A 20,100-nucleotide genomic window follows, 5' to 3' on the forward strand; every position below is an offset into this window, starting at 1 on the left:
GTGGTTAAAAACCTTATTTCAACTGATCTGTAGGGATATAAAGTCAGTATTAAATCTGTAATTCCCCTAGCTTACCTATAAAAAAGGACTATATAGTGAGATTTGAACAATTAGAACAGTTTGTAGCACTTGGCCTACTTCGTCATTTTAGGCAAGCTGCTGAACAAACCCAAATTAGCACATCTGCATTAACCCGTAGCATTCAAACTCTTGAAACGGAGCTTGGCTACGAACTAGTTACCCGCTCTACTCGCTCGGTTAAGTTAACTCAAGCAGGCGAACTTTTCCTCGACTTTGCTAAAAATACGCTCAATGAGCTAGAACAAATAAAGCATCGCGCTTTTCAATCAATTAATGGCACAGAAGAAAAAAAATTAGTGATTGGCTACACCACAACAACCAGCAGCATAGTACCAATCACCTGCGGCGAATTTTTGAGTCAGTACCCGCATATTAAAATTGAAATGCAGCTGCAAAATAAAACTGAGCTTCATAGAAAACTGCTTCAAGGGGAAATTGACATTAGTGTATGCTCGCAAATAGTCAATAGCATTGGTAGCGATATACAATTACCTGATCAACTTATTTTATTTTGTTCAAAACAACACCCTTTAGCAAATAAAAGCGATATTAGTAAAAAAGAGCTCGAAAGCTATCCAATGTTCAGTTGTTTTTCGCAGTCAAAACAAGTGCAATCAATGCTTAATGAAGTAATAGACTCGTTAAATAAAGTTTCAACTATTAAAGTAGGTAGTATTGAGCAGGTAATGGCTGGACTTGAAAAGTCAGATCATTTTGCTATTGCAGGTATTGAACACACCAGCTCTGTGGCAGAAAACCATAACTTAATCCAGCTTAAAACGAATAACGATATTAGCCATGAACAACTTGTGGTGCAAACAAGCCAGCAGATAGAGGCAGGTGAGCATGTTGACCACCTACTCTCGCTAATTAAGAAAGTTTCAAGAGCATAAAAAATGACTCCATGCGTTTTATAACAACTATAAATTAGTGGCATTAAAGTTTTTTTTCACTACACTAACGCTCCCTTATATTATGACTAGCGTTAATGAATAACTTTACAGCTGCTGAAATTTACCTAGAGCACATTGAAACGCATGGCTATGCCATTATTGAAAACGCCATTGATAGTGACTTAATATCCGAGTTGATGGCTGATTGCTATAGAATAAATCCTCACTTTAGCCTTGCCGGTATTGGACGATTAAACAATTTACAAATTGATGATTCCGTTCGTAAAGATAAAACCTACTGGTTTGATGGCAGCTCAAATGCACAACTTGGCTACCAGCAAGTAATGGAAGCAGTTCGCACTACCCTTAATCGTAACTTTTTCATGGGCTTGTTTGATTATGAATGTCACTATGCAAAATACACGCAGGGTGATTTTTACAAAAAACATGTAGATGCGTTCAAAGGTCGTTCAAACCGTGTTTTTACCACCATATTGTATTTAAACTCTCCTAAGAAAGGCGGAGAGCTGGTTATTTACAAGCCAAAAAGTAAAGACATAGAAGTGGTTATAAAACCCACTGCAGGCACTTTGGTATTATTTGAAAGCGAACGCTTTGTGCATGAAGTACTTCCGGCTTTTGATAACCGCTATTCGATTGCTGGTTGGTTCAGAAAAAATGCGTCAATTAGTGGTATTATCGACCCACCCCGTTAAGAAAAAACGGGGTAAGAAAATAATAAGCCTATAAATACAGTAAGTCCCACATAATGATTATTCAAAAACGCTTTAAAACAGGCATCTCGTTGACGTAAATGAATCAAACGCTGTTGATACACAAGTAACATTGCTGCAACAGCTAATCCCAACCAAAAACTAAATCCTATTTGATTCATCAACCCAATTAAAACCATCAACGCAAAAAAGCTAAAGTTAAGTAGCGCTATAATATGGCGGTCATAACTGGCGAATAAAATAGCGGTTGATTTTACTCCTATTTTTAAATCATCGTCTCTATCAACCATGGCGTACATAGTGTCGTAAGCCACCGTCCAGCAAATATTGGCAATAAATAGCAACCATGCCTGCACGGGTAAAGAGTTTATTGATGCCATAAAAGCCATTGGGATTGCCCAACCAAAAGCCGCGCCCAATACAACTTGAGGAAGTTGCGTGTAACGTTTCATAAAGGGATAACAAAACGCTAATCCAAGTGCACCAAACGATAACAAAATAGTATTGGTATTAAGCAATAATACTAATATAAAAGCGATGACAACGAGTAATAAAAACAAACTAATTGCTTCGCCACTACTTACCGCTCCGGTCGCTAGCGGCCGCTGACAAGTACGCTTTACTGAGCCATCAATTTTTCTATCGGCAAAGTCATTGATAACGCATCCTGCGCTTCGCATAACTATTACTCCAAGGGTAAACACAATGAAGTTTGTTAGGCTTGGTATCCCTTCATTTGCTATCCATAGTGCCCAATAAGTTGGCCAAAGTAGCAATAAAGTGCCTATGGGCTTATCAATTCGCATTAACTGGATGTAATAGGGAATATGATTAACAGACAAAGCGGCTAGTTTCATGAGTATAAGTAAGCTCCTGGTAAAAAAACCTCACAGACCAAAAATTGATAGTTATGTAAAGAAAATACGCTGCGTCTGCCCAGTAAAGAGCGATTCGGTAAATTAAGTTCGCTCACCAGTGATTGCAATGGGTGATTATCATCAAAGCGAGCAATTTCAATATCAGTGCGCCTTAACGCAGGATCTTGAAAGATAACATCACCTAACGGGCGTTCTCCCATATTGTGCAGCTGATTGTTTGTATTATTGCTTGTTACTGGCAACCAACTTTGAGCATAAACAATCGGTTGTTCATCACACAACAGTAACACTTCACGGTTAAGTACTGTACTTACCTGCTCACTTAATAGCGTTTGCTGTGATTGCGAAAGGTCTACTTTTTGCTCACTCAACACTTTTACAGCAAAACGCTGAGACTGACTTTTTAATTTAGCCGTTAAAGAATGCGGTTCAAATAACCACTCTTGCTCAGCGTTAGATAAGCCAGTTACTTGAGCGGTACTCTGCCAATCAGCAGATAAAGAAAGAGGAAAAGTAATCACAATAACTCTACTTGAAAAAAATCAAAGAGATCATAACATTGCCAACGAATTTGAAAAAGCGCGATTTACTCAATACCAAGCACACCCTGTTATTATAAAAAGCTAATCAGCATTTGACTCTCGCTATTGCCTATCCCAAACTTGAATCCAGAGTACTTTTACAAACACAACAAATAACAGCATCTTGCTGTATCTTATTTACTAATAAGTATAAACTATTTGTAACCAGTTTACGGAAACGCTTTTGAAATGAAAAAAACAGTATTTACAGGCCTTTTTATTCTTCTAGTCAGCTTAACTAGCTTATCGGCACGTGCTGAGTCTACTGTCGGTTATTTTGGGTTTGAGCCAGACATTATTACTAATTACATTGGCCCATCGAGTAAACAAATGGGCTATGTACGTGTCACTGTTGATTTAATGCTAAATAAAAAATCAGATATTGCAATCGTGGAACACCACACGCCGTTACTTCGTGATGCGTTAGTAGAGATATTATCTAAAGAGCCTGAAAACAAAATAAAGTCTTTAACAGGGCGTGAGCAAATTCGCCTTAAGAGCGCAGAAAAACTAAAAAGCTTACTTAAGGAAGAAACAGGCCAAGAAATAATCCGAGACCTGTTATTTACTAAATATTTATATCACTAGGCGCTTTTTGTTTTAAAAAGCTGAGCGGTATAGGCAAAAGCCATACCGCTAACGAGCCCACCTAAGTGTGCCCAATTAGCCATTCCAACAAATAATACATCTGCAAAACCAAGTACTAACCATACCAGCATAAAACCAACAATTGCGGTTGTAACCAGTGCAGGCTGTTTAGGGTTAAGTGCGCTGTAAATCCAACAAAAGCCTAACAACCCATATACAACACCGCTAAGCCCACCAAAGTTAGGACCGACCATTAAGTACTGTGCCCAATTACTTATTAAAGCGGTAACTAAAAACAGCCCAATTAAACTCGACTTACCACATTGCTTTTCAATGTTGTCACCCAGTGATACCCACCAAATTAAGTTAAACACAATATGCATAGCGCTAAAATGCACAACAGCAGGTGTTAACCAGGTAAGTGGTGACGCAGGGTTAAACTGCAACGCCATATAAATAGGTTCAAACGCACCCAATAAAAAGGCAATATAAACAATAATACTGAGAATACTAACGCTCTGATTAAGCCAACTTAAGGCTTTAAACCGCGCGACTAAATTAAGCGACTGGCCTTGATATTTTAATGGTGATTGCGTGCTGCCTACTTGCCATGATGCTTGTTGATAACGTTCATGGTTAGGGTTTTTAGCAAACTCATTCCACAAAGGTTGAACCGCATGAAAGTCCTCAGGCGCCACACTAATGACAAGCGTATGGCCATCCTCAGTACGAATTTGCCCGCTAAACCCTTGGCTTTTTAAGTAATCTATAAAGCCCTGTGCAGCGCGAGGGTTAGTTAGGCTGCCTAGCTCTATCATCGTGCTACTTTATCCTTGTAAGCGGCTTCCCATGCAGTAAAACCGCCATCCATACTGTAAACATCTTCAAAGCCTTGCTCTACTAAGTAGCTGGCAGCGCCTTGTGAGCTCATACCGTGATAACAGACAATAATAATCGGCTGGTCAAACTCTTTTTCCATCATAAATTGGGCAATATTCGCATTAGATAATGCCTCTGAACCCGGAATATGACCCGCTTGATACGAATTAGGATCGCGAATATCAGCAATCACTACATCTTCTTTATCGAGTAGTTCGAGGGTTTGTGCGATTGATATATGTTTAAATGCCATAGTACTCTCTTATAATTACAAAAAAGGCGACAAATGCCGCCTTTAATTCTCTTAACAAGGGGTAATTAATCCCAGTTAAGAATTACTTTACCCGATTGGCCTGAAATCATCATATCAAAGCCAGCTTGGAAGTCATCTATTGAATACTGATGAGTAATAATTGGTTTTAAATCAAGCCCTGATTGAATCAAACTAGCCATTTTGTACCAAGTTTCAAACATCTCACGACCGTAAATACCTTTGATCACTAAGCCTTTAAAAATAACTTGATTCCAATCGACCGCCATATCTGAAGGTGGAATTCCCAACATGGCAATTTTGCCGCCATGATTCATGTTATTTAGCATGGCATTAAATGCACTTGGTACACCTGACATCTCTAGGCCAATATCAAAGCCTTCAGTCATGCCCAGCTCTTTAGCTACATCTTCAAGCTTTTCATTCGCGACGTTTACAGCACGCGTTGCGCCCATTTTACGTGCTAAGTCTAGGCGGTATTCATTTACATCAGTAATAACCACATGGCGTGCACCCACATGCTTAGCCACTGCTGCTGCCATAATACCAATTGGGCCAGCACCGGTGATCAAGACATCCTCACCGACTAAATCGAACGATAATGCGGTATGTACTGCATTGCCAAATGGGTCAAAAATAGAGGCAAGTTCATCGCTAATATTATCTGGGATTTTAAACGCATTAAATGCAGGAATCACTAAGTACTCTGCAAATGCGCCTTCGCGGTTTACACCAACCCCTGTTGTATTGCGACATAAGTGAACGCGCCCAGCACGACAGTTACGACAATGGCCACAGGTTATATGACCTTCACCTGATACACGGTCGCCAACTTCGAAACCGCGCACCTCTTGGCCCATGTCAATTACTTCACCCACGTATTCGTGGCCAACCACCATAGGCGTCGGTATGGTGTTTTGTGCCCACTCATCCCACTTATAAATATGCACATCGGTGCCACAAATAGCCGTTTTACGAATCTTAATTAACAGATCGTTATGACCCACTTCAGGCTTTGGTGCATCTGTCATCCAAATGCCTGGCTCTGCTTTTAACTTTGATAATGCTTTCATAATTCACACTCAATTAAAAAATCGCGACTTCAGTCGCGATTTAACAAGAAAATTAAATAACACCAATCTCTTTACCAATACGGGTAAATGCTGCAATGGCTGTATCAAGCTGTTCTTTGCTGTGCGCTGCAGAGATTTGGGTACGAATACGCGCCTGCCCTTTTGGTACAACAGGGAATGAAAAGCCGGTTACATAAATCCCTTCAGCCAATAACTTATCAGCCATAAGTGACGCTACTTTGGCGTCTCCTAGCATCACAGGAATAATCGCATGATCTTTACCTGCACAGGTAAAACCTACCGCTTCCATCTGCTCGCGGAAGTATTTAGCGTTTGACCATAGCTTAGCGCGAAGCTCACCGCCATTTTCAAGCATTTCTAACACTTTGATTGACGCTGTTACAATTGAAGGCGCTAATGAATTTGAGAATAAGTATGGACGTGAACGCTGACGAAGCCACTCAACAATTTCTTTTTTGCCTGAGGTATAACCACCAGAAGCTCCACCAAGCGCTTTGCCTAAGGTGCCAGTAATAATATCGACACGGTCGAGTACATTACAGTACTCAGGCGTACCTTTACCGTTTTCGCCAACAAAACCAACGGCATGTGAGTCATCAACCATAACAAGTGCATCGTATTTATCAGCTAAGTCGCATACGGCTTCTAAGTTACAAATAACGCCATCCATTGAGAATACGCCATCGGTTGCAATTAATTTAGTTTTAGCACCGGCTTCATCGGCTGCAATTAATTGCTTTTCTAAATCAGCCATATCGTTATTTGCATAACGGAAACGTTTTGCTTTACATAAACGTACGCCATCAATAATAGAAGCATGGTTTAATGAATCAGAAATAATCGCATCGTCTGCACCTAATATGGTTTCAAACAACCCCGTATTGGCATCAAAACATGATGAGTACAAAATGGTGTCTTCAGTTTCTAAAAATTGACTGATTTTTTTCTCGAGCGTTTTATGAATATCTTGTGTACCACAAATGAAACGCACAGACGCCACACCAAACCCATGGTCATCTAAGCCTTGTTGCGCTGCTTTAATAAGCTCTGGACTGTTAGCTAAACCTAAGTAGTTGTTAGCACAAAAATTAATAACTTTTTCGCCTGATGCCACTTCAATTTGAGCTTGCTGCTGCGAAGTGATAACACGTTCATTCTTGTACAAACCTTCCGCTTTAACGTCTTCGATTTGCTGTTGTAATTGGCTAAAAAAAGCAGATGCTCTCATCTGTGATCTCCATTTGGTTGAACGGGTTAAACAGCAGACGTGTTGCTGCTATTTATAATGCGGGTATTGTAAAAGTTTAAGCGCCAAATTGCACTGTTTGTCATTCGTCGCAAATTGCCTAACTGGCAGGAAAAGCTGCCAGTTTACAGGCTTGAGATGTGTACTACGTTAGATCAGCAAATAAAGCCGGAAGGTCGTTGATTGAGTCACAAACATAGTCAGCAAAATTTACAGCTTTGTCATCAAATTTTTGCCCTGAACGTACCAGTACTTTGGTACGTACATTAGCGCTAATGGCAGCGTGCATGTCACCTAATTTGTCACCCACCATCACACTAAGTGCAGGGTTGATATGATGATCTTCTATTCCTTGAAGTAACATGCCAGGCGCTGGTTTTCTGCAATCGCACTCTTTTAAATAATCTGGTAATGCGTTTTTAGGATGATGAGGACAAAAATAAACGTCCGTAATTTCAATTTGATGAGCGCTAAACTGCGCTTTCATCCACTCGCTAAGCGCTAAAAATTCGCTCTCAGAATAATAACCACGGCCAATGCCTGACTGATTAGTCACTATAATTATTTTATAGCCCGCATCATAAAACGCTTTGCATGTTGAAAACACACCGTCTATAAATTCAAACTCTTCGCTTTTAAACACATAACCATGATCAACATTTACTACGCCATCACGATCTAAAAAAAGCGCCTTGTTAGTGTTTTCTTGATTCATAACAGCGACTCTTTTTTAACAACATGATCAAACATTTGTTTTACTGCATCGGTGGTTATTTGACTCATTAAATCATCGCCTTTAACACGAGTACCCCAAGGCAATTGCTCGGCGATTTTACCTGTTTGCTTTACTAAGTTTTGATGGTAAACCTCAACCACGTAGTCTTGGTATAAATAAGGCCCCGTTCGCGCTGGGTTTGAATGCGCATATAAGCCAATAACCGGTGTGCCCACAGTCACCGCCATATGAGCTGGGCCTGTATCGGGCGCAAGTACTAAGCTTGCCCGTTTAAGTAAGCACAATAATTCTTTGAGTTTTGTTTTACCCACCAAGTTCAGAATGGGTGAATCAGAGTGTTTAATGATGTTATTTGCTAAATTAATTTCCAGTTCAGTCGGTCCACCAGTTAATACTATTTTAAACCCCTGTGTATGTGCATAATCCGCAAGCGCAGCATAGCGATCGGCTAACCAGTTACGCTGTGCTTTACTTGCTGCTGGCGAAATAACAAATAGCTTATTTGATAAATAATCGTCACCTAACAGCTCATCAGCTTTAGCTTGATCTTTGTTGGTAAAGGGCATATTCCATACAGGGACATAATCATCAACACCAATCGCTTGGGCAAAGCCTTTAAATCCCTCTAAAACATGCGCCTGAGATTGGGCTTTAATGCGTTTATTAATAAATAAACTGTGTAGCTCTTTTGAACGAGCCCAGTCAAAACCAATTTTAACTTTGGCAGGAATACAGCGAGCAACAAAACCTGCTCTTAAAGCCACTTGCATATTAAGCAGTACGTCAAAACACTGCCCTTTAAAGGTTTGCTTTAACTGTTTCAGTGCCGCTTTACCTTGTTTTTTATCAAATACAACAAGCTCAACGCCTGGTAAGTCAGCTAACAGCATCGCCTCGACCTTACCTATAACCCATGTAATTTTGGCATTTGGGTGTGCTTTTTGAATAGCTTGTACCGCACTTACTGCATGGCATACATCACCAATAGCAGAAAGACGTAAAATACAAATTGAAGTGTAAGTAGGCGCTGAAGTCACACGTTTCCTTGGAGGTAAAATAATAAAACCTGATCTTAAATTATAATCGCGTCATTGCAAGTACTTATCCTTAGCGTTAAAACACGTTAATATGTGCACATATTAACGCGAACCCTATGAGCTATGTTTAATCAACACGTCAAAAATAACCATGTCATTTTGAGCCATCCTCAATATAGCAGCCAGATAGAGTTAGATTGGTTTAGCCCCGACTTTTGGCAGCAACAGCAAAAAATTGTTGGCGCTAAAAAGGGACGTGCAACCGCATGGTTTTTTAAACACGCAGATTTAACGGCTGTGTTGCGCCATTATTGGCGTGGCGGCCTGATAGGAAAGCTACTCAGTGATCAGTATTTGTACTGGGGGCTTGAGCATACCCGTGTTTATAAAGAGTTTAGCTTGATGACACAATTAATAGAGCTAGGTTTAAATGTACCAAAACCTATTGCCGCTAAAGTGAGCCGCCATGGTTTTATTTACCGAGGTGATATTATTACTGAAGCGGTTAGCGGCGCTAAAAGCGTATTAGATATACTGATTGAACGCGCATTGAATGATATTGAAATAAAAAAAATAGCTAGCACAATTGCGTTATTTCATAATAAAGGGGTGTATCACGCTGATTTAAATATTAATAATATTTTATTTGATGACAGTGGCAACGTTTTTATTATCGATTTTGACCGCGGCGAAATAAAAACACCCGCTAAAAAATGGCAACAAAGCAACATGTCTCGCCTACAGCGCTCATTTTTAAAAGAGCAAAGCCGCAATAGCAGCTTTCATTGGCAAGAAAACGATTGGCAAAGTTTAAGTAATGACTATAGCCAAGAGCTTGCAGGCTAATAATATTTATTAAAACTTACTTCGAGTTTTGAACTACTTGAAAGAAAACTATCGGTAAAGTTGCTACAGCTTATTATTAAACAGCATAGCCTTTACCCCATGGGTTATGACATCAAAACTGTGGATTGTTTTTAGAGTCGAATAATTATCAAGAATATTTTTATAATGCGGCTCAGTAAGTACCTTTTGCATTTTTTCACTGATATCAACAATGTCAAATTGTGCATCATAAACCACTTCAGTGCTTGTACAGTGAGTTAGCCGTGCACTCTGATCTTTTGAAATAGCACAAGCAATGGTTGGGGTTTGCAAAGCAATAGCTTGTAGTAAAGTATCACCCGCGCTCAATAATGCAATTTTAGCCTGACTGAGTAAGGCTAAAAATTCAGTTCCCTCTTGGCTTGGCAAACAAATTAACTCATCGGTTTTAGGTAACAGCTTAGTGTAGTTAGGGCCAAATACCACCACACCTTTCAAGCCTGTTTGTTTAGCAATAACAAGCCCTGCTTGAAAATATATATCTGCGCAATTCACGCCATTAACTGTATGACCACCAGAGCCCGCGTTAACAATAAAGAATTTTTTCTCTTTCAAGTGATAACGGTTTAGCGCATCGCATTTTTGTTGCGCTGATGCAAAAACTGTAAATGGCCCAACATTAGCAGGATAGGCCAAAGGCAACATGCTCAATTTTAGCTTTTCATACCACGAAAGAGACTCAATACAGTAACCAGGCTGGACCACCCAATGTGTATCAATAAGACCAGTCCTATTAAGCTTTAAACCTTTTGCCCGCTTTTTTGCATGCTGCGAAATAAAAACAACTTTAGCACCCACTTTTTTTGCCGCTTTCATTTGCTCAGCGCGCCCTGCGCAATCAAACAGCACAACATCTGGTTTATAGTGTTCAATACTGACAAACAGCCATATTTTCTTTAGTTGCCGATTGGTTTAAAAGTAAGGTAGAAAACGGGCAGCTTTTAGCATAAGCCGTATGTTTATTTAAAATAAAATGAATATCTAACTGCTTGTCATATTCAGCTTTTAAGGTTTGAGCCAGCTGTAATGAGCGCATATATTCACCAATACCTTCTGGCGATGATACAGGAATAAATAAAAGTCGTTTGTTGCTCATTACTATCTCAGTTTCTTCTTTGTCACTAGTATATCAACGACATCTTTTTTACGATAGAGCCCCTGTGTTTTAATCTGTTTCATAATGAATTTTATAATTACACTCTCTTTAATGGCTTGATTTAATTACTGCAATAAAGAGCGTAGATTGCTAAACTTACCGGCAATTTCAATCACAAGGATCTGAGCTTTGCGAAACAAATTTTTTATACTCTCTTCGCTTTTTTGTGCAATGAGTGCCCCTGTTTATGCTGAACCCTGGGTTAAACCTGATGATTTTGGGTTAAGAGCGGATATCCAGCAACTCGCCGATGCAGGTGTTATTTTAGCCCCGGTAACGACTTACCCGTTAATGTGGAAAAGCTTTATTGCTGATAACGATAATGCCGGACTAGAGCAATTATCACCTCGCTTACAAGATGCGTTATTGCGTATAAAACATCGTTATAAGTCAGAAAGCAGTGGTTCACATAGTGTTCAACTTTCTGCATTTGCCAGCTCAGACCCATTAGCGACCACCAGCTTTGGTGCAACGAATACCCAAGAGTCAGAATTAACAGCAGCCTATGCTTACCTAGGACATAACTTTGCAGCTAAAATTGCGCTTAATCACCGCAGTGATGGCAAAAACTGCTTAGTCAACGGTAAAACAACAGACGATATAGTTAACAATGAGCAAGCACTGACTGACTGCAATGATACCTCACTTGATGATAGCTATTTAGCGTATCGTTTGGGTAATTGGATATTTAGAGCCGGTGCGGTTGAACAGTTTTGGGGACCAGGCGTTGATAACAGTCTAATTATGTCTGGTAACGCCAAACCACTTCCTGCAATAAGTATCAGCAGAGAACAAAGCAGTGCATTTGAAACACCTTGGCTGAGTTGGATTGGTCAGTGGAGCTTTACTGCACAAATGGCAAAGCTAGAGTCAACCCGAGTTGTACCAGATGCGTTATTGTGGAGTACTCGTTTAAATCTTCGTCCAATTCAACAATTAGAAATTGGCTTTAGCTGATCGGCACAATGGGCTGGCAAAGGACAACCTAGTTCAGCTGGTGACTTTTTTGATTTAGTGACCGGCGGAGGAGAGTGTGTTGATGGTACCAATGATTGTGATGGTGAGCTTATTACTCGCTTGGGTAACCAGTTAGCAGGCTTTGATATTCGTTGGTCTGACACGTTGTTTAATCAACCTTACGCCGTGTATGTAAGCACGATTGGTGAAGATACCAGTGGCGGCATTAAGCCAGTAGACAGAGGTTACCTTGGTGGAATACAAACTACGACTCGCATTTATGATCAGAATATTTTATTTAACCTAGAGTACACTGATACCGGCCTTGCGTGTTCTGCCACATCAGCAACTGAAAACTGCTACTATGAACACAGTATATACAATTCAGGCTATCGCTATCATGGCCGTCCTATCGGCTCTACTTATGATAATGATACGCAGTCACTAGTACTTACTGTACTTGGGCAACTCTCAAGCGGGACTGATTGGCAAGTAAAACTGCGTGATATTGACTTCAATAGCGACAACCGCGATCTTTACCCTAATAATCCAGATTTAGGTAACTCAATCACAAAAACCGCATTTAGTTCTAAGCAGCTTGAAGTACGTTATAGAATGCTTGCCATGGGGGGGCGCTTAACCATTGGCGGACTTGCCTCTAATAACGATGGAGCAGAAAACGATACGTCTGCATTTGCTAAGTTCGAATACAACTTTTAGTTTCATTAATAACATTAAAAAAAGGGGATAAACTGCAGTTTATCCCCTTTTTTTGATTAGCGAACTAGCTTTTTATTTTGCTAATCACTTTTGATGTTGAACAGCCATCTAAAAACTCAAGCACTTCGACTTTTCCGCCATGGCGCAGCACATGCTCCGCACCGGCTATTTGTTCTACCGTATAGTCGCCGCCTTTGACAAGAATATCAGGGCTTATTTGCTCGATAAGTTTTGCCGGCGTGTCATTTTCATCAGCACTTCCAAACGGGATAACCCAATCAACGGAGGCAAGTGCACTGAGGACCATGGCGCGCTCATCTAATGGGTTTATTGGGCGTTCTGGGCCTTTCAAACGAGCAATAGATTCATCATTGTTTAAACCAACCACTAATCTGTCCCCACGGGCTTTAGCTTGCGCTAAATACCGCACATGCCCTGCATGCAAAATATCAAAGCAACCATTAGTAAATACAATCGTTTCACCATTTTGCTTAGCAAATTCAATATGCTGCAATACGTCATCAAACGGGGTTTGATAATGCTCGCCAGTTGCTTGTAAGTATTGCCCCAGTTTTCGGCTTAACTCTTCTGGAGAAACCGTAGCCGCGCCCAATTTACTCACCGCAATACCTGCAGCTAAATTAGCAATTTCTACCGCATCTTTAGGCATCATGCCCGCACCTAACATAACGGCAAGGGTTGCAATAACAGTATCCCCAGCGCCAGTTACGTCACTGACCTCAAGCTCTTGAGCTGCAAAATCATATTTTTCAGTGGCATTTATAAGCGACATACCTTGCTCTGAACGGGTAAGTAACATCGCCGTTATACCCGCATCACTAATGAGGTTTCGTGCACTACTTGCAAGTGTCTCTTCTGAGCCCACTTGCCCGCCTGCTAATTTAAATTCATTTAAATTAGGGGTTATATAATCAGCACCGCGATATAACTGTAAGTCCGATGATTTAGGATCAACAAGTACCGTTTTACCTGCTTTTTTGGCCACACTTATCATCTCTTTTATCAGCGATAGCGAGCCTTTGTTGTAATCAGAAAACACTATAAAGTCGTAATCATTTAGCACAAGCTCTAATCGATTCAATAAAAGCTGGCTATGTGATTCGTTAAAAGTTTCTTCTAAATCTAAACGTACCACTTGCTGATGACGGCTAATTACACGCATTTTAGAAATAGTCGGTAAATCACACACGCTGACAAGCTGTGAATTTATTTTTTCACCTTCTAAAATATTTTCTAAAATTTGCCCACTTTCATCCTCGCCAATAAGGCCTAACAACCCCACTTTACCATCTAAACGGGCTATATTTTTAGCTACGTTAGCCGCACCGCCGGCCTTGTCTTCAAATTTACTGACTTTAACAACGGGTACTGGCGCTTCTGGTGAGATACGCCCTGAATCACCATACCAATAACGATCGAGCATCACGTCGCCCACCACTAAAATACGTGCTGCTGATAAGTTCTTTAGTAAAGATAAATCCATTACTGCTGCTCCGCAACAACCATATCCATGGCTTCACATAACCAATGGCCAATAAACATGTGTGCTTCTTGAATACGCGCGGTTTCGTCGTTTTTAATAATAATAGGTAACTTTGCAATATCTTTTACTTGCCCGCCGTCACGGCCAGTAAGTGCAACCGTGAATGCCCCTATTTTGTTAGCAGCTTCTAATGCTAAATTAATATTTTTACTGGTACCTGATGTAGTTAAACCAATCACGATATCCTCAGGCTTACATAGCGCCTGTACTTGGCGCTCAAACACAGTATCAAAATGATAATCGTTGCTGTGCGCTGTTAAAATAGACGTGTCTGTGGTCAAAGCAATAGACGCTAATGGACCTCGCTCTAATTTATAACGCACCACAAACTCTGCAGCTAAATGCTGAGCATCGGCAGCACTGCCGCCATTACCAAACCAAACCACCTTACCACCAGCTTGTAAAGCACTATGACATGCTTCTAGCAACTGCATTACCTCTTGATGATACGCCTCCATTGTTTCAAACAATACTTGATGACGGTTTAAACTTTCTAGGTAGCTGGTTGCCACTGAATCTATAATTGACATGAGATATTCCTCTTGGAACTGAAATGGCAGGAAAAATTAATTTCATTATTCCATAATTTTATAGCCAAATCACCTCTATATAACTAAATTAGATGTTTCACAGAAACTAAAATCAAAGGCTTACTGCATGGAAATCGTTTTTGTTATAAAAGTAACCATAAGCATTTCCTAAAATCATGAAACTGATGCAATAGCGTGATTTGAATGACATTGATTTAGTTTATACCCTAGTAAATGAACTCAAACCAACTTTTATACTTTGTATGTTTAGAAATAAGCCGTTTCAAGATAAACTAGCTACAATTACCTTAAACAAAGCTCAGTATGGCACGCACTTTTTATTCACTTGCACTAATCATTATTAGCCCTTTGATCATATTTTATTTATATGTATTACGTGGTAAAAAAAATTCGGGTTATCGCGCGCATTTTAAAGAACGTTTTGGGTTTGTACGTCGCTGTTTATTTTCTAATAAAACTAAACCTGTTGTTATTCATTGTGCTTCTGTAGGTGAGGTATTAGCAGCTACGCCATTAATTAAAGCGTTGCAAAATGAGCACCCGCAGCTCAGTATTTTGATCACTTGTAATACCCCAACTGGACGCGCACAAATAACAGCACAATTTAAAGATACCGTCGCTATTAGTTATTTACCTATCGATTTTCCTTTTGCCACTGCTCGATTTTTAAAACGCGTAAAACCGCAGTTACTATGTATTTTAGAAACTGAATTGTGGCCAAATATTATGGCTAATGCGCATAACAAAAAAATCCCGGTATTGGTTGTTAATGCGAGACTTTCTGAAAAGTCGCAGCAGGGTTATCAAAAGGTTGCGCAGTTAACTCACCGTATTATGCAATCTATTACTGCGTTAGCCAGTCATAATAAAACAGATGCAGAGCGTTTTATTACACTTGGGCTTGAGCCTTCAAAAAGCCATGTTACAGGTTCAATCAAGTTTGATATAAGCCCCAATCAAGAGCAACTTACAAAGGTGAGCGTGCTCAAACAGTACTATAATAGCCAAGAACGTTTTATATGGGTGGCAGGTTCTACTCACCCTGTAGAGCATGAATTAATACTCGATGCCCACCAGCAGTTGTTAAAAAAGCAGCCTGATGCTTTATTGATTATTGCCCCGCGACACCCCGAGCAATTTGATAAAGTGGCTGAACTACTCACACAAAGTACTTTAAGCTTTAGTCGTCGTAGCCAAAATAATTACCAAAACGAACACGTTTTACTTGCCGATACGCTAGGTGAATTACAGTGTTTATACGGCGCGGCTAGTGTTAGTTATATTGGCGGTAGTTTGATTCGTCGTGGTGGTCATAACCCGCTTGAGTCAGCCGCATTTTCGGTCGGTGTAATAACAGGCCCTCACACGTATAACTTTGATCATGTCTATCCTGAGTTAACAAAGCTCAAAGGGGCATGCGTGGTAGAAAATGCAGATGAACTGGCACAACAACTCATTACCTTTAGCCAAAATAAAAAGGCATGCCAAACGCTCGGCACAAAAGCTGCGCAATGTGTTGCTAAAAACCAAGGCGCCATAAAAAAAACACTCACTATTATTAATCAATACTTAGAGCCAAAACAGTGACTAACATAGCTATTAGCCAAACCCGAGAATGGGTTTCATCCGTTATTGTAAAATATAACTTTTGCCCGTTTGCCCGTAAAGAAGTCGAAAACAACTGTATTCATTACATTGTAAGTAACGCCAATACTATCGATGATGCTGTAATTGATATGCTTGAGCAATGTATCGAGCTTGACCGCGAGCGCGAACGAGAAACCACGCTAATCATGTTCGATAACGGTTTTAGTGACTTTGAAGACTTTTTAGATTTAGTCGATTTAGCAAATGCGCTATTGGTTGCACAAGGCTTTGAAGGTAAATATCAAATTGCAAATTTTCATCCTGATTATGTATTTGCCGATAGCGATGAAACCGATGCGGCCAACTACACAAATAGAGCGCCGTTTCCTACCTTGCACCTAATTCGTGAAGCAAGTATGAGTGAAGCACTTGAAAATTATGACGAACCTGAGTCTATTCCTGAGCATAATATAAACTTAGCACGCCGAAAAGGCATTGATTTTTGGCAACAATTATTAGAAAACTGTAAAAAACCGAGCGTATAAGCTCGGTTTTTAATACCTTTAGTTAACCCATTAACTTTATTTTTTGACCCAGCTACCGTTTACTTCAATATAATGGCCGCTTTGCGTTTTTTCGATTGTTTTTGCCGCTGCCAATGCCTCAACTTGCGCAAGTGACAAGTTATTCTTTTTAGCTAATTTTAAGTACTGTGCCTTACGTTTTTCGTTAACGTCATCAATAACCGCTTTTGCTTCTGTATTTTGTACAACTAATCCAAGGTAGCCTGAGCTGTTTTCACCAACTAAGCCTTGGCTTTTAGCTTCATCTAAACTCATAGCCCAAACTGAAAATGACATACAAACGGCACTGATTAGGGTTACTACATTTAATTTATTTTTAATATTCATATTCTAGCTCCTTAAAATAACTCACTGTCATCGCTAAATAAATTATCGAGCTCTTTATCTACTTTGACACGAATTTCATGATCAACCTTAACATTTAAATTAATAGTGATTGGCTCTTTAGCCGACACCTCAACACGATGCGTGCACGCACTTAGTGCTGATATTGCTGCTAACGCGAGCAGCACTTTTATCGATAACGACGGTCTCATTGCCCATTTCCTTTTTGTGAAAATTGTTGCTCAACTTTTTGTGTAATTTCATCACTTAAACGCAGTGCCCGTAAAAGCGTAAATATGTTTTCTTCATGGTTGTAATTAAAGTTAACTTGCTGCTGCGCTTGCTGATTATAACCTTGTAAATTAACTCCAAGCTTTAACCAACCATCATTTTTAAGTACAACGCTGCTATTAAGCTTTTGAATATCTAAATCAGTCAATAACCCCAGTACAGGTTGCAACTCTTGCTGTTGCTGCATCACAGAATCAAATGCAGCATTGTTGCTAATTTTTAAATTGCCCTCGCCTTGACTAAACAGACTGCCTTGGCTAATGTGCACACCATTTTTATTAACGCTCACCGGCAGTGTACCAGCCAAACGCCCTGTTAAAGTAATACCCGACTTATCATCAAGGGTGATCAGCTTACTTGCATCAATATTATTAAACGTTACAGTGCTAACTTGGGTTTCTTGTCCAAGCGTATAGTTATCTAATAAAAATGTACCGCCAAGCACATTACCTTCAACATTACTAACAAGCACATTATTGTTATTGACGAGCCATTGCCCTTTAAGGCCTTTGATAACTGCGCCCGCTCTAAACTCATTTAAATGAAAGGTAGTCGGTTTTACATTAAGCCTACCTGAATTAAACTCCCCGCTAAATACACTACTAAAATCACTTGCAAGGTAGTCATTATAAAGTCCACTTAATTGGCGAATATCTATATCAAAGGATGCCCTTTGTAAATTGACATCGCCACTAATATTGCCGTTAAAAGTACCTGTTGTTAGCTTAGCAAGTGGATAAAACTGATTAATAAAGTTGTTTAATGGCAACACACTTTGCGCTGGCACAATCACCTCAAACGGATGTTCTTGTGACGATATATGATGATTTACCACCAACTCAATATCATCTATAAACGTATGGTGCGACGCTTTAAGTGCACGGCTTTGTAATCCACTCGAGTCTATTTTTATATTATTCAGTCTTATATCAGCGCTATTAAGAGCCTTAATTTGCGTTTTCGCAGTTAAATGAGCAAATAACTCACCTACACCTAGGTTTGCTTTTGCCGTGAGACTATTATTTATATTGATAAGTTTAAATTCTTTATATGCCGCATTTTTTAACTGATTAGTTAATGTAATTTCTGCATTTAGCTGTTTATCCATTTTCGCGGTTAAACCACCTTGATAATGCACTGCTTTTACATCAAAAGCTTCAAAGCTAGCAACGGAAAATTTACTCTGTGTGTACCCGACAGGTTTTGAGTCAATAAATTCACTTAATTCAAAGTAACCACTGAAATTAAGCGTATTAGCAGTAACAGGAATAAATGCGGGTAGCCTTTCAAGCTCAACGTTGTAATCACCTTTAACTTTAGTACCATTTAGCTGAGCGCTTATATTAATGCTGTTTATATCTGGCGTGCTTATTTGAGCAGACACCTTTGCCTGCATATTATCAAGCAAAGCGTTAATAGAGAGTGCGGTGTCTGTTATTAAAATATCAAAGTGTTTATTACCTTCACTCATCACATTAATTACTGGAATACTCAGCTCCCCCTGTTCTAAACGAAGAGCTTGAGAAAGCTTAACCTGCCAATTTAAAGCAACTTGTTTGCTTACAAAATCTGCGTACTCACTTGGTGGAATTAACTCAGTACAGCGAGGGGTTAAATTAATTTTGTTATTAAGTGAACCGGTATCTAGGGTTAACGCTTGGTTATTTAAATTAAAGCGAGTAGCCATCTGGCCAGTGGTTAATAAATTAAATTGGCATTGCTCAAACGTATGAGCAAATTGAGCGCTAATCCCCCCGCTCAACTTAAGCTCAATCCCGTCAAAACTAAACACTTGTTGAGTATTAAAGTTAACAGCATCGAGTAAGGTGTTTTTAGTGTTTATTACCTGTTTTAACAAAATGTCATCAACTGCTAGCTGACCACTTATTTTATTGGTGGTTAAAATCGCACTCGCATTTATATCTCCCGTTACATTAAATTGATTTAGCGCAGGTTCTAATACACTAAATTTTAATGGTTTATTGAGCTGATTACTGTTTACTACAAGCTGTTTAATATTAATAAGAGGGCGATTTGAAGGTAGCGTTATCTTAAGCTGTTTAGCCGGTTGATTAGCGTTATCACTTTTAGGTAATGGATTGAGCGTTAATATTGCACTTTGAACACTGACATGCTTTGTATTTGCAGTGATATCAGAGAGTTGTAATTGTTGGTTTTGGTAATTTAAACACACAGTATTGGCATGTATATTTAACTTTGAGGTAATTGAAAAATCGAGGCAGCTTAATGTGACACCTGCTTTTTTAAGTTCAGGGGCAATGGCCCATTGTAGTAAAGGCAAGCGAAATACATACCCGAGTAATAATAGACTCAGTAAAAGAGTGCCAACAATTAAACCAATGCGCTTAAACATATTATCCTTACATGTTTTTTAATCACTATAATCAAAAAAGGCTGCACAAGGCAGCCTTTTTTATTTTACATCCAGATCATGAATCTAGT

General features: G+C 39.5%; 19 protein-coding genes and 2 pseudogenes. 7 read left to right on the plus strand and 14 right to left on the minus strand.

Annotated features, from left to right (window positions below; all coding sequences use genetic code 11):
* The first annotated feature begins 95 nt into the window (after positions 1 to 95).
* Positions 96 to 974 (plus strand): LysR family transcriptional regulator, encoded by an 879-nt coding sequence (locus CWC14_RS09250; protein ID WP_008468191.1) that lies wholly within the window; start codon positions 96 to 98, stop codon positions 972 to 974.
* A gap of 95 nt (positions 975 to 1,069) precedes the next feature.
* Positions 1,070 to 1,690, plus strand: coding sequence for a 2OG-Fe(II) oxygenase (locus CWC14_RS09255; protein ID WP_138562527.1), 621 nt, complete (start codon positions 1,070 to 1,072; stop codon positions 1,688 to 1,690).
* Here the strand turns inward: CWC14_RS09255 and ubiA are convergent.
* The gene (ubiA, locus tag CWC14_RS09260; protein WP_008468194.1) at positions 1,687 to 2,565 is read right to left on the minus strand and encodes a 4-hydroxybenzoate octaprenyltransferase; all 879 of its coding nucleotides are present in this window, start codon (positions 2,563 to 2,565) and stop codon (positions 1,687 to 1,689) included. The genes CWC14_RS09255 and ubiA overlap by 4 nt on opposite strands.
* Positions 2,562 to 3,107: a chorismate--pyruvate lyase family protein gene (locus CWC14_RS09265; protein WP_138562529.1), complete on the minus strand. Its 546-nt coding sequence runs from the start codon at positions 3,105 to 3,107 to the stop codon at positions 2,562 to 2,564. Before CWC14_RS09265 ends, ubiA begins: the two co-directional genes overlap by 4 nt.
* Positions 3,108 to 3,356: 249 nt before the next feature.
* On the opposite strand from CWC14_RS09265, the gene CWC14_RS09270 reads away from it, so the two are divergent.
* Entirely contained in the window at positions 3,357 to 3,755 is a 399-nt protein-coding gene (locus CWC14_RS09270) for a flagellar basal body-associated protein FliL (protein WP_138562531.1), read from the plus strand.
* Here CWC14_RS09270 and glpG read toward each other — a convergent pair.
* The 6 genes from glpG to CWC14_RS09300 form a co-directional block, all read right to left on the minus strand.
* Positions 3,752 to 4,573, minus strand: coding sequence for a rhomboid family intramembrane serine protease GlpG (gene glpG / locus CWC14_RS09275; RefSeq protein ID WP_138562533.1), 822 nt, complete (start codon positions 4,571 to 4,573; stop codon positions 3,752 to 3,754). The genes CWC14_RS09270 and glpG overlap by 4 nt on opposite strands.
* Complete coding sequence (gene glpE, locus CWC14_RS09280; protein WP_033104018.1) at positions 4,570 to 4,887, minus strand: thiosulfate sulfurtransferase GlpE; 318 nt, start codon at positions 4,885 to 4,887, stop codon at positions 4,570 to 4,572. The genes glpG and glpE overlap by 4 nt, the downstream gene beginning before the upstream one ends.
* Positions 4,888 to 4,952: 65 nt before the next feature.
* Positions 4,953 to 5,978 (minus strand): L-threonine 3-dehydrogenase, encoded by a 1,026-nt coding sequence (tdh, locus tag CWC14_RS09285; protein ID WP_010390995.1) that lies wholly within the window; start codon positions 5,976 to 5,978, stop codon positions 4,953 to 4,955.
* Between the two features lie 52 nt (positions 5,979 to 6,030).
* The gene (locus CWC14_RS09290) at positions 6,031 to 7,227 is read right to left on the minus strand and encodes a glycine C-acetyltransferase (protein WP_138562535.1); all 1,197 of its coding nucleotides are present in this window, start codon (positions 7,225 to 7,227) and stop codon (positions 6,031 to 6,033) included.
* Between the two features lie 163 nt (positions 7,228 to 7,390).
* Positions 7,391 to 7,960, minus strand: a complete 570-nt coding sequence (gene gmhB, locus CWC14_RS09295) for a D-glycero-beta-D-manno-heptose 1,7-bisphosphate 7-phosphatase (protein WP_024601849.1) — start codon at positions 7,958 to 7,960, stop codon at positions 7,391 to 7,393.
* Positions 7,957 to 9,018: a glycosyltransferase family 9 protein gene (locus tag CWC14_RS09300; RefSeq protein WP_008115590.1), complete on the minus strand. Its 1,062-nt coding sequence runs from the start codon at positions 9,016 to 9,018 to the stop codon at positions 7,957 to 7,959. The genes gmhB and CWC14_RS09300 overlap by 4 nt, the downstream gene beginning before the upstream one ends.
* Before the next feature lie 123 nt (positions 9,019 to 9,141).
* Between CWC14_RS09300 and CWC14_RS09305 the strand changes: the two genes are divergently transcribed.
* Positions 9,142 to 9,864 (plus strand): 3-deoxy-D-manno-octulosonic acid kinase, encoded by a 723-nt coding sequence (locus CWC14_RS09305; protein ID WP_138562537.1) that lies wholly within the window; start codon positions 9,142 to 9,144, stop codon positions 9,862 to 9,864.
* 63 nt (positions 9,865 to 9,927) lie between these two features.
* Here CWC14_RS09305 and CWC14_RS09310 read toward each other — a convergent pair.
* A pseudogene (locus tag CWC14_RS09310) lies at positions 9,928 to 10,999 on the minus strand (glycosyltransferase family 1 protein).
* 189 nt (positions 11,000 to 11,188) lie between these two features.
* On the opposite strand from CWC14_RS09310, the pseudogene CWC14_RS09315 reads away from it, so the two are divergent.
* A pseudogene (locus CWC14_RS09315) lies at positions 11,189 to 12,736 on the plus strand (capsule assembly Wzi family protein).
* A gap of 64 nt (positions 12,737 to 12,800) precedes the next feature.
* Here CWC14_RS09315 and hldE read toward each other — a convergent pair.
* Both hldE and CWC14_RS09325 read right to left on the minus strand, forming a co-directional pair.
* Complete coding sequence (gene hldE, locus CWC14_RS09320; protein ID WP_024601843.1) at positions 12,801 to 14,240, minus strand: bifunctional D-glycero-beta-D-manno-heptose-7-phosphate kinase/D-glycero-beta-D-manno-heptose 1-phosphate adenylyltransferase HldE; 1,440 nt, start codon at positions 14,238 to 14,240, stop codon at positions 12,801 to 12,803.
* Positions 14,240 to 14,830 carry a D-sedoheptulose-7-phosphate isomerase gene (locus CWC14_RS09325; protein WP_024601842.1) on the minus strand — a complete coding sequence of 197 codons (591 nt, stop codon included), beginning with the start codon at positions 14,828 to 14,830 and terminating at the stop codon, positions 14,240 to 14,242. The genes hldE and CWC14_RS09325 overlap by 1 nt, the downstream gene beginning before the upstream one ends.
* A gap of 324 nt (positions 14,831 to 15,154) precedes the next feature.
* Here CWC14_RS09325 and waaA point away from each other — a divergent pair, with 324 nt between their 5' ends.
* Together waaA and CWC14_RS09335 are read left to right on the plus strand one after the other, a co-directional pair.
* Complete coding sequence (gene waaA / locus CWC14_RS09330; protein WP_138562539.1) at positions 15,155 to 16,438, plus strand: lipid IV(A) 3-deoxy-D-manno-octulosonic acid transferase; 1,284 nt, start codon at positions 15,155 to 15,157, stop codon at positions 16,436 to 16,438.
* Positions 16,435 to 16,983: a DUF1415 domain-containing protein gene (locus CWC14_RS09335; protein ID WP_138562541.1), complete on the plus strand. Its 549-nt coding sequence runs from the start codon at positions 16,435 to 16,437 to the stop codon at positions 16,981 to 16,983. Before waaA ends, CWC14_RS09335 begins: the two co-directional genes overlap by 4 nt.
* Positions 16,984 to 17,019: 36 nt before the next feature.
* Here CWC14_RS09335 and CWC14_RS09340 read toward each other — a convergent pair whose 3' ends face one another.
* Genes CWC14_RS09340 through CWC14_RS09350 form a run of 3 tightly spaced genes read right to left on the minus strand, consistent with a single transcriptional unit; the run spans position 17,020 to position 20,011 of the window.
* Complete coding sequence (locus CWC14_RS09340) at positions 17,020 to 17,349, minus strand: YdbL family probable chaperone protein (RefSeq protein ID WP_138562543.1); 330 nt, start codon at positions 17,347 to 17,349, stop codon at positions 17,020 to 17,022.
* Between the two features lie 11 nt (positions 17,350 to 17,360).
* On the minus strand, positions 17,361 to 17,558 hold the full coding sequence (locus CWC14_RS09345; RefSeq protein WP_029750371.1) for a YnbE family lipoprotein: 198 nt from the start codon (positions 17,556 to 17,558) through the stop codon (positions 17,361 to 17,363).
* Positions 17,555 to 20,011 carry an intermembrane phospholipid transport YdbH family protein gene (locus CWC14_RS09350; RefSeq protein ID WP_138562545.1) on the minus strand — a complete coding sequence of 819 codons (2,457 nt, stop codon included), beginning with the start codon at positions 20,009 to 20,011 and terminating at the stop codon, positions 17,555 to 17,557. Before CWC14_RS09350 ends, CWC14_RS09345 begins: the two co-directional genes overlap by 4 nt.
* Positions 20,012 to 20,100 lie beyond the last annotated feature (89 nt).

It is taken from the genome of Pseudoalteromonas sp. S3260, from assembly GCF_005886925.1.
GTDB lineage: Bacteria > Pseudomonadota > Gammaproteobacteria > Enterobacterales > Alteromonadaceae > Pseudoalteromonas > Pseudoalteromonas tetraodonis.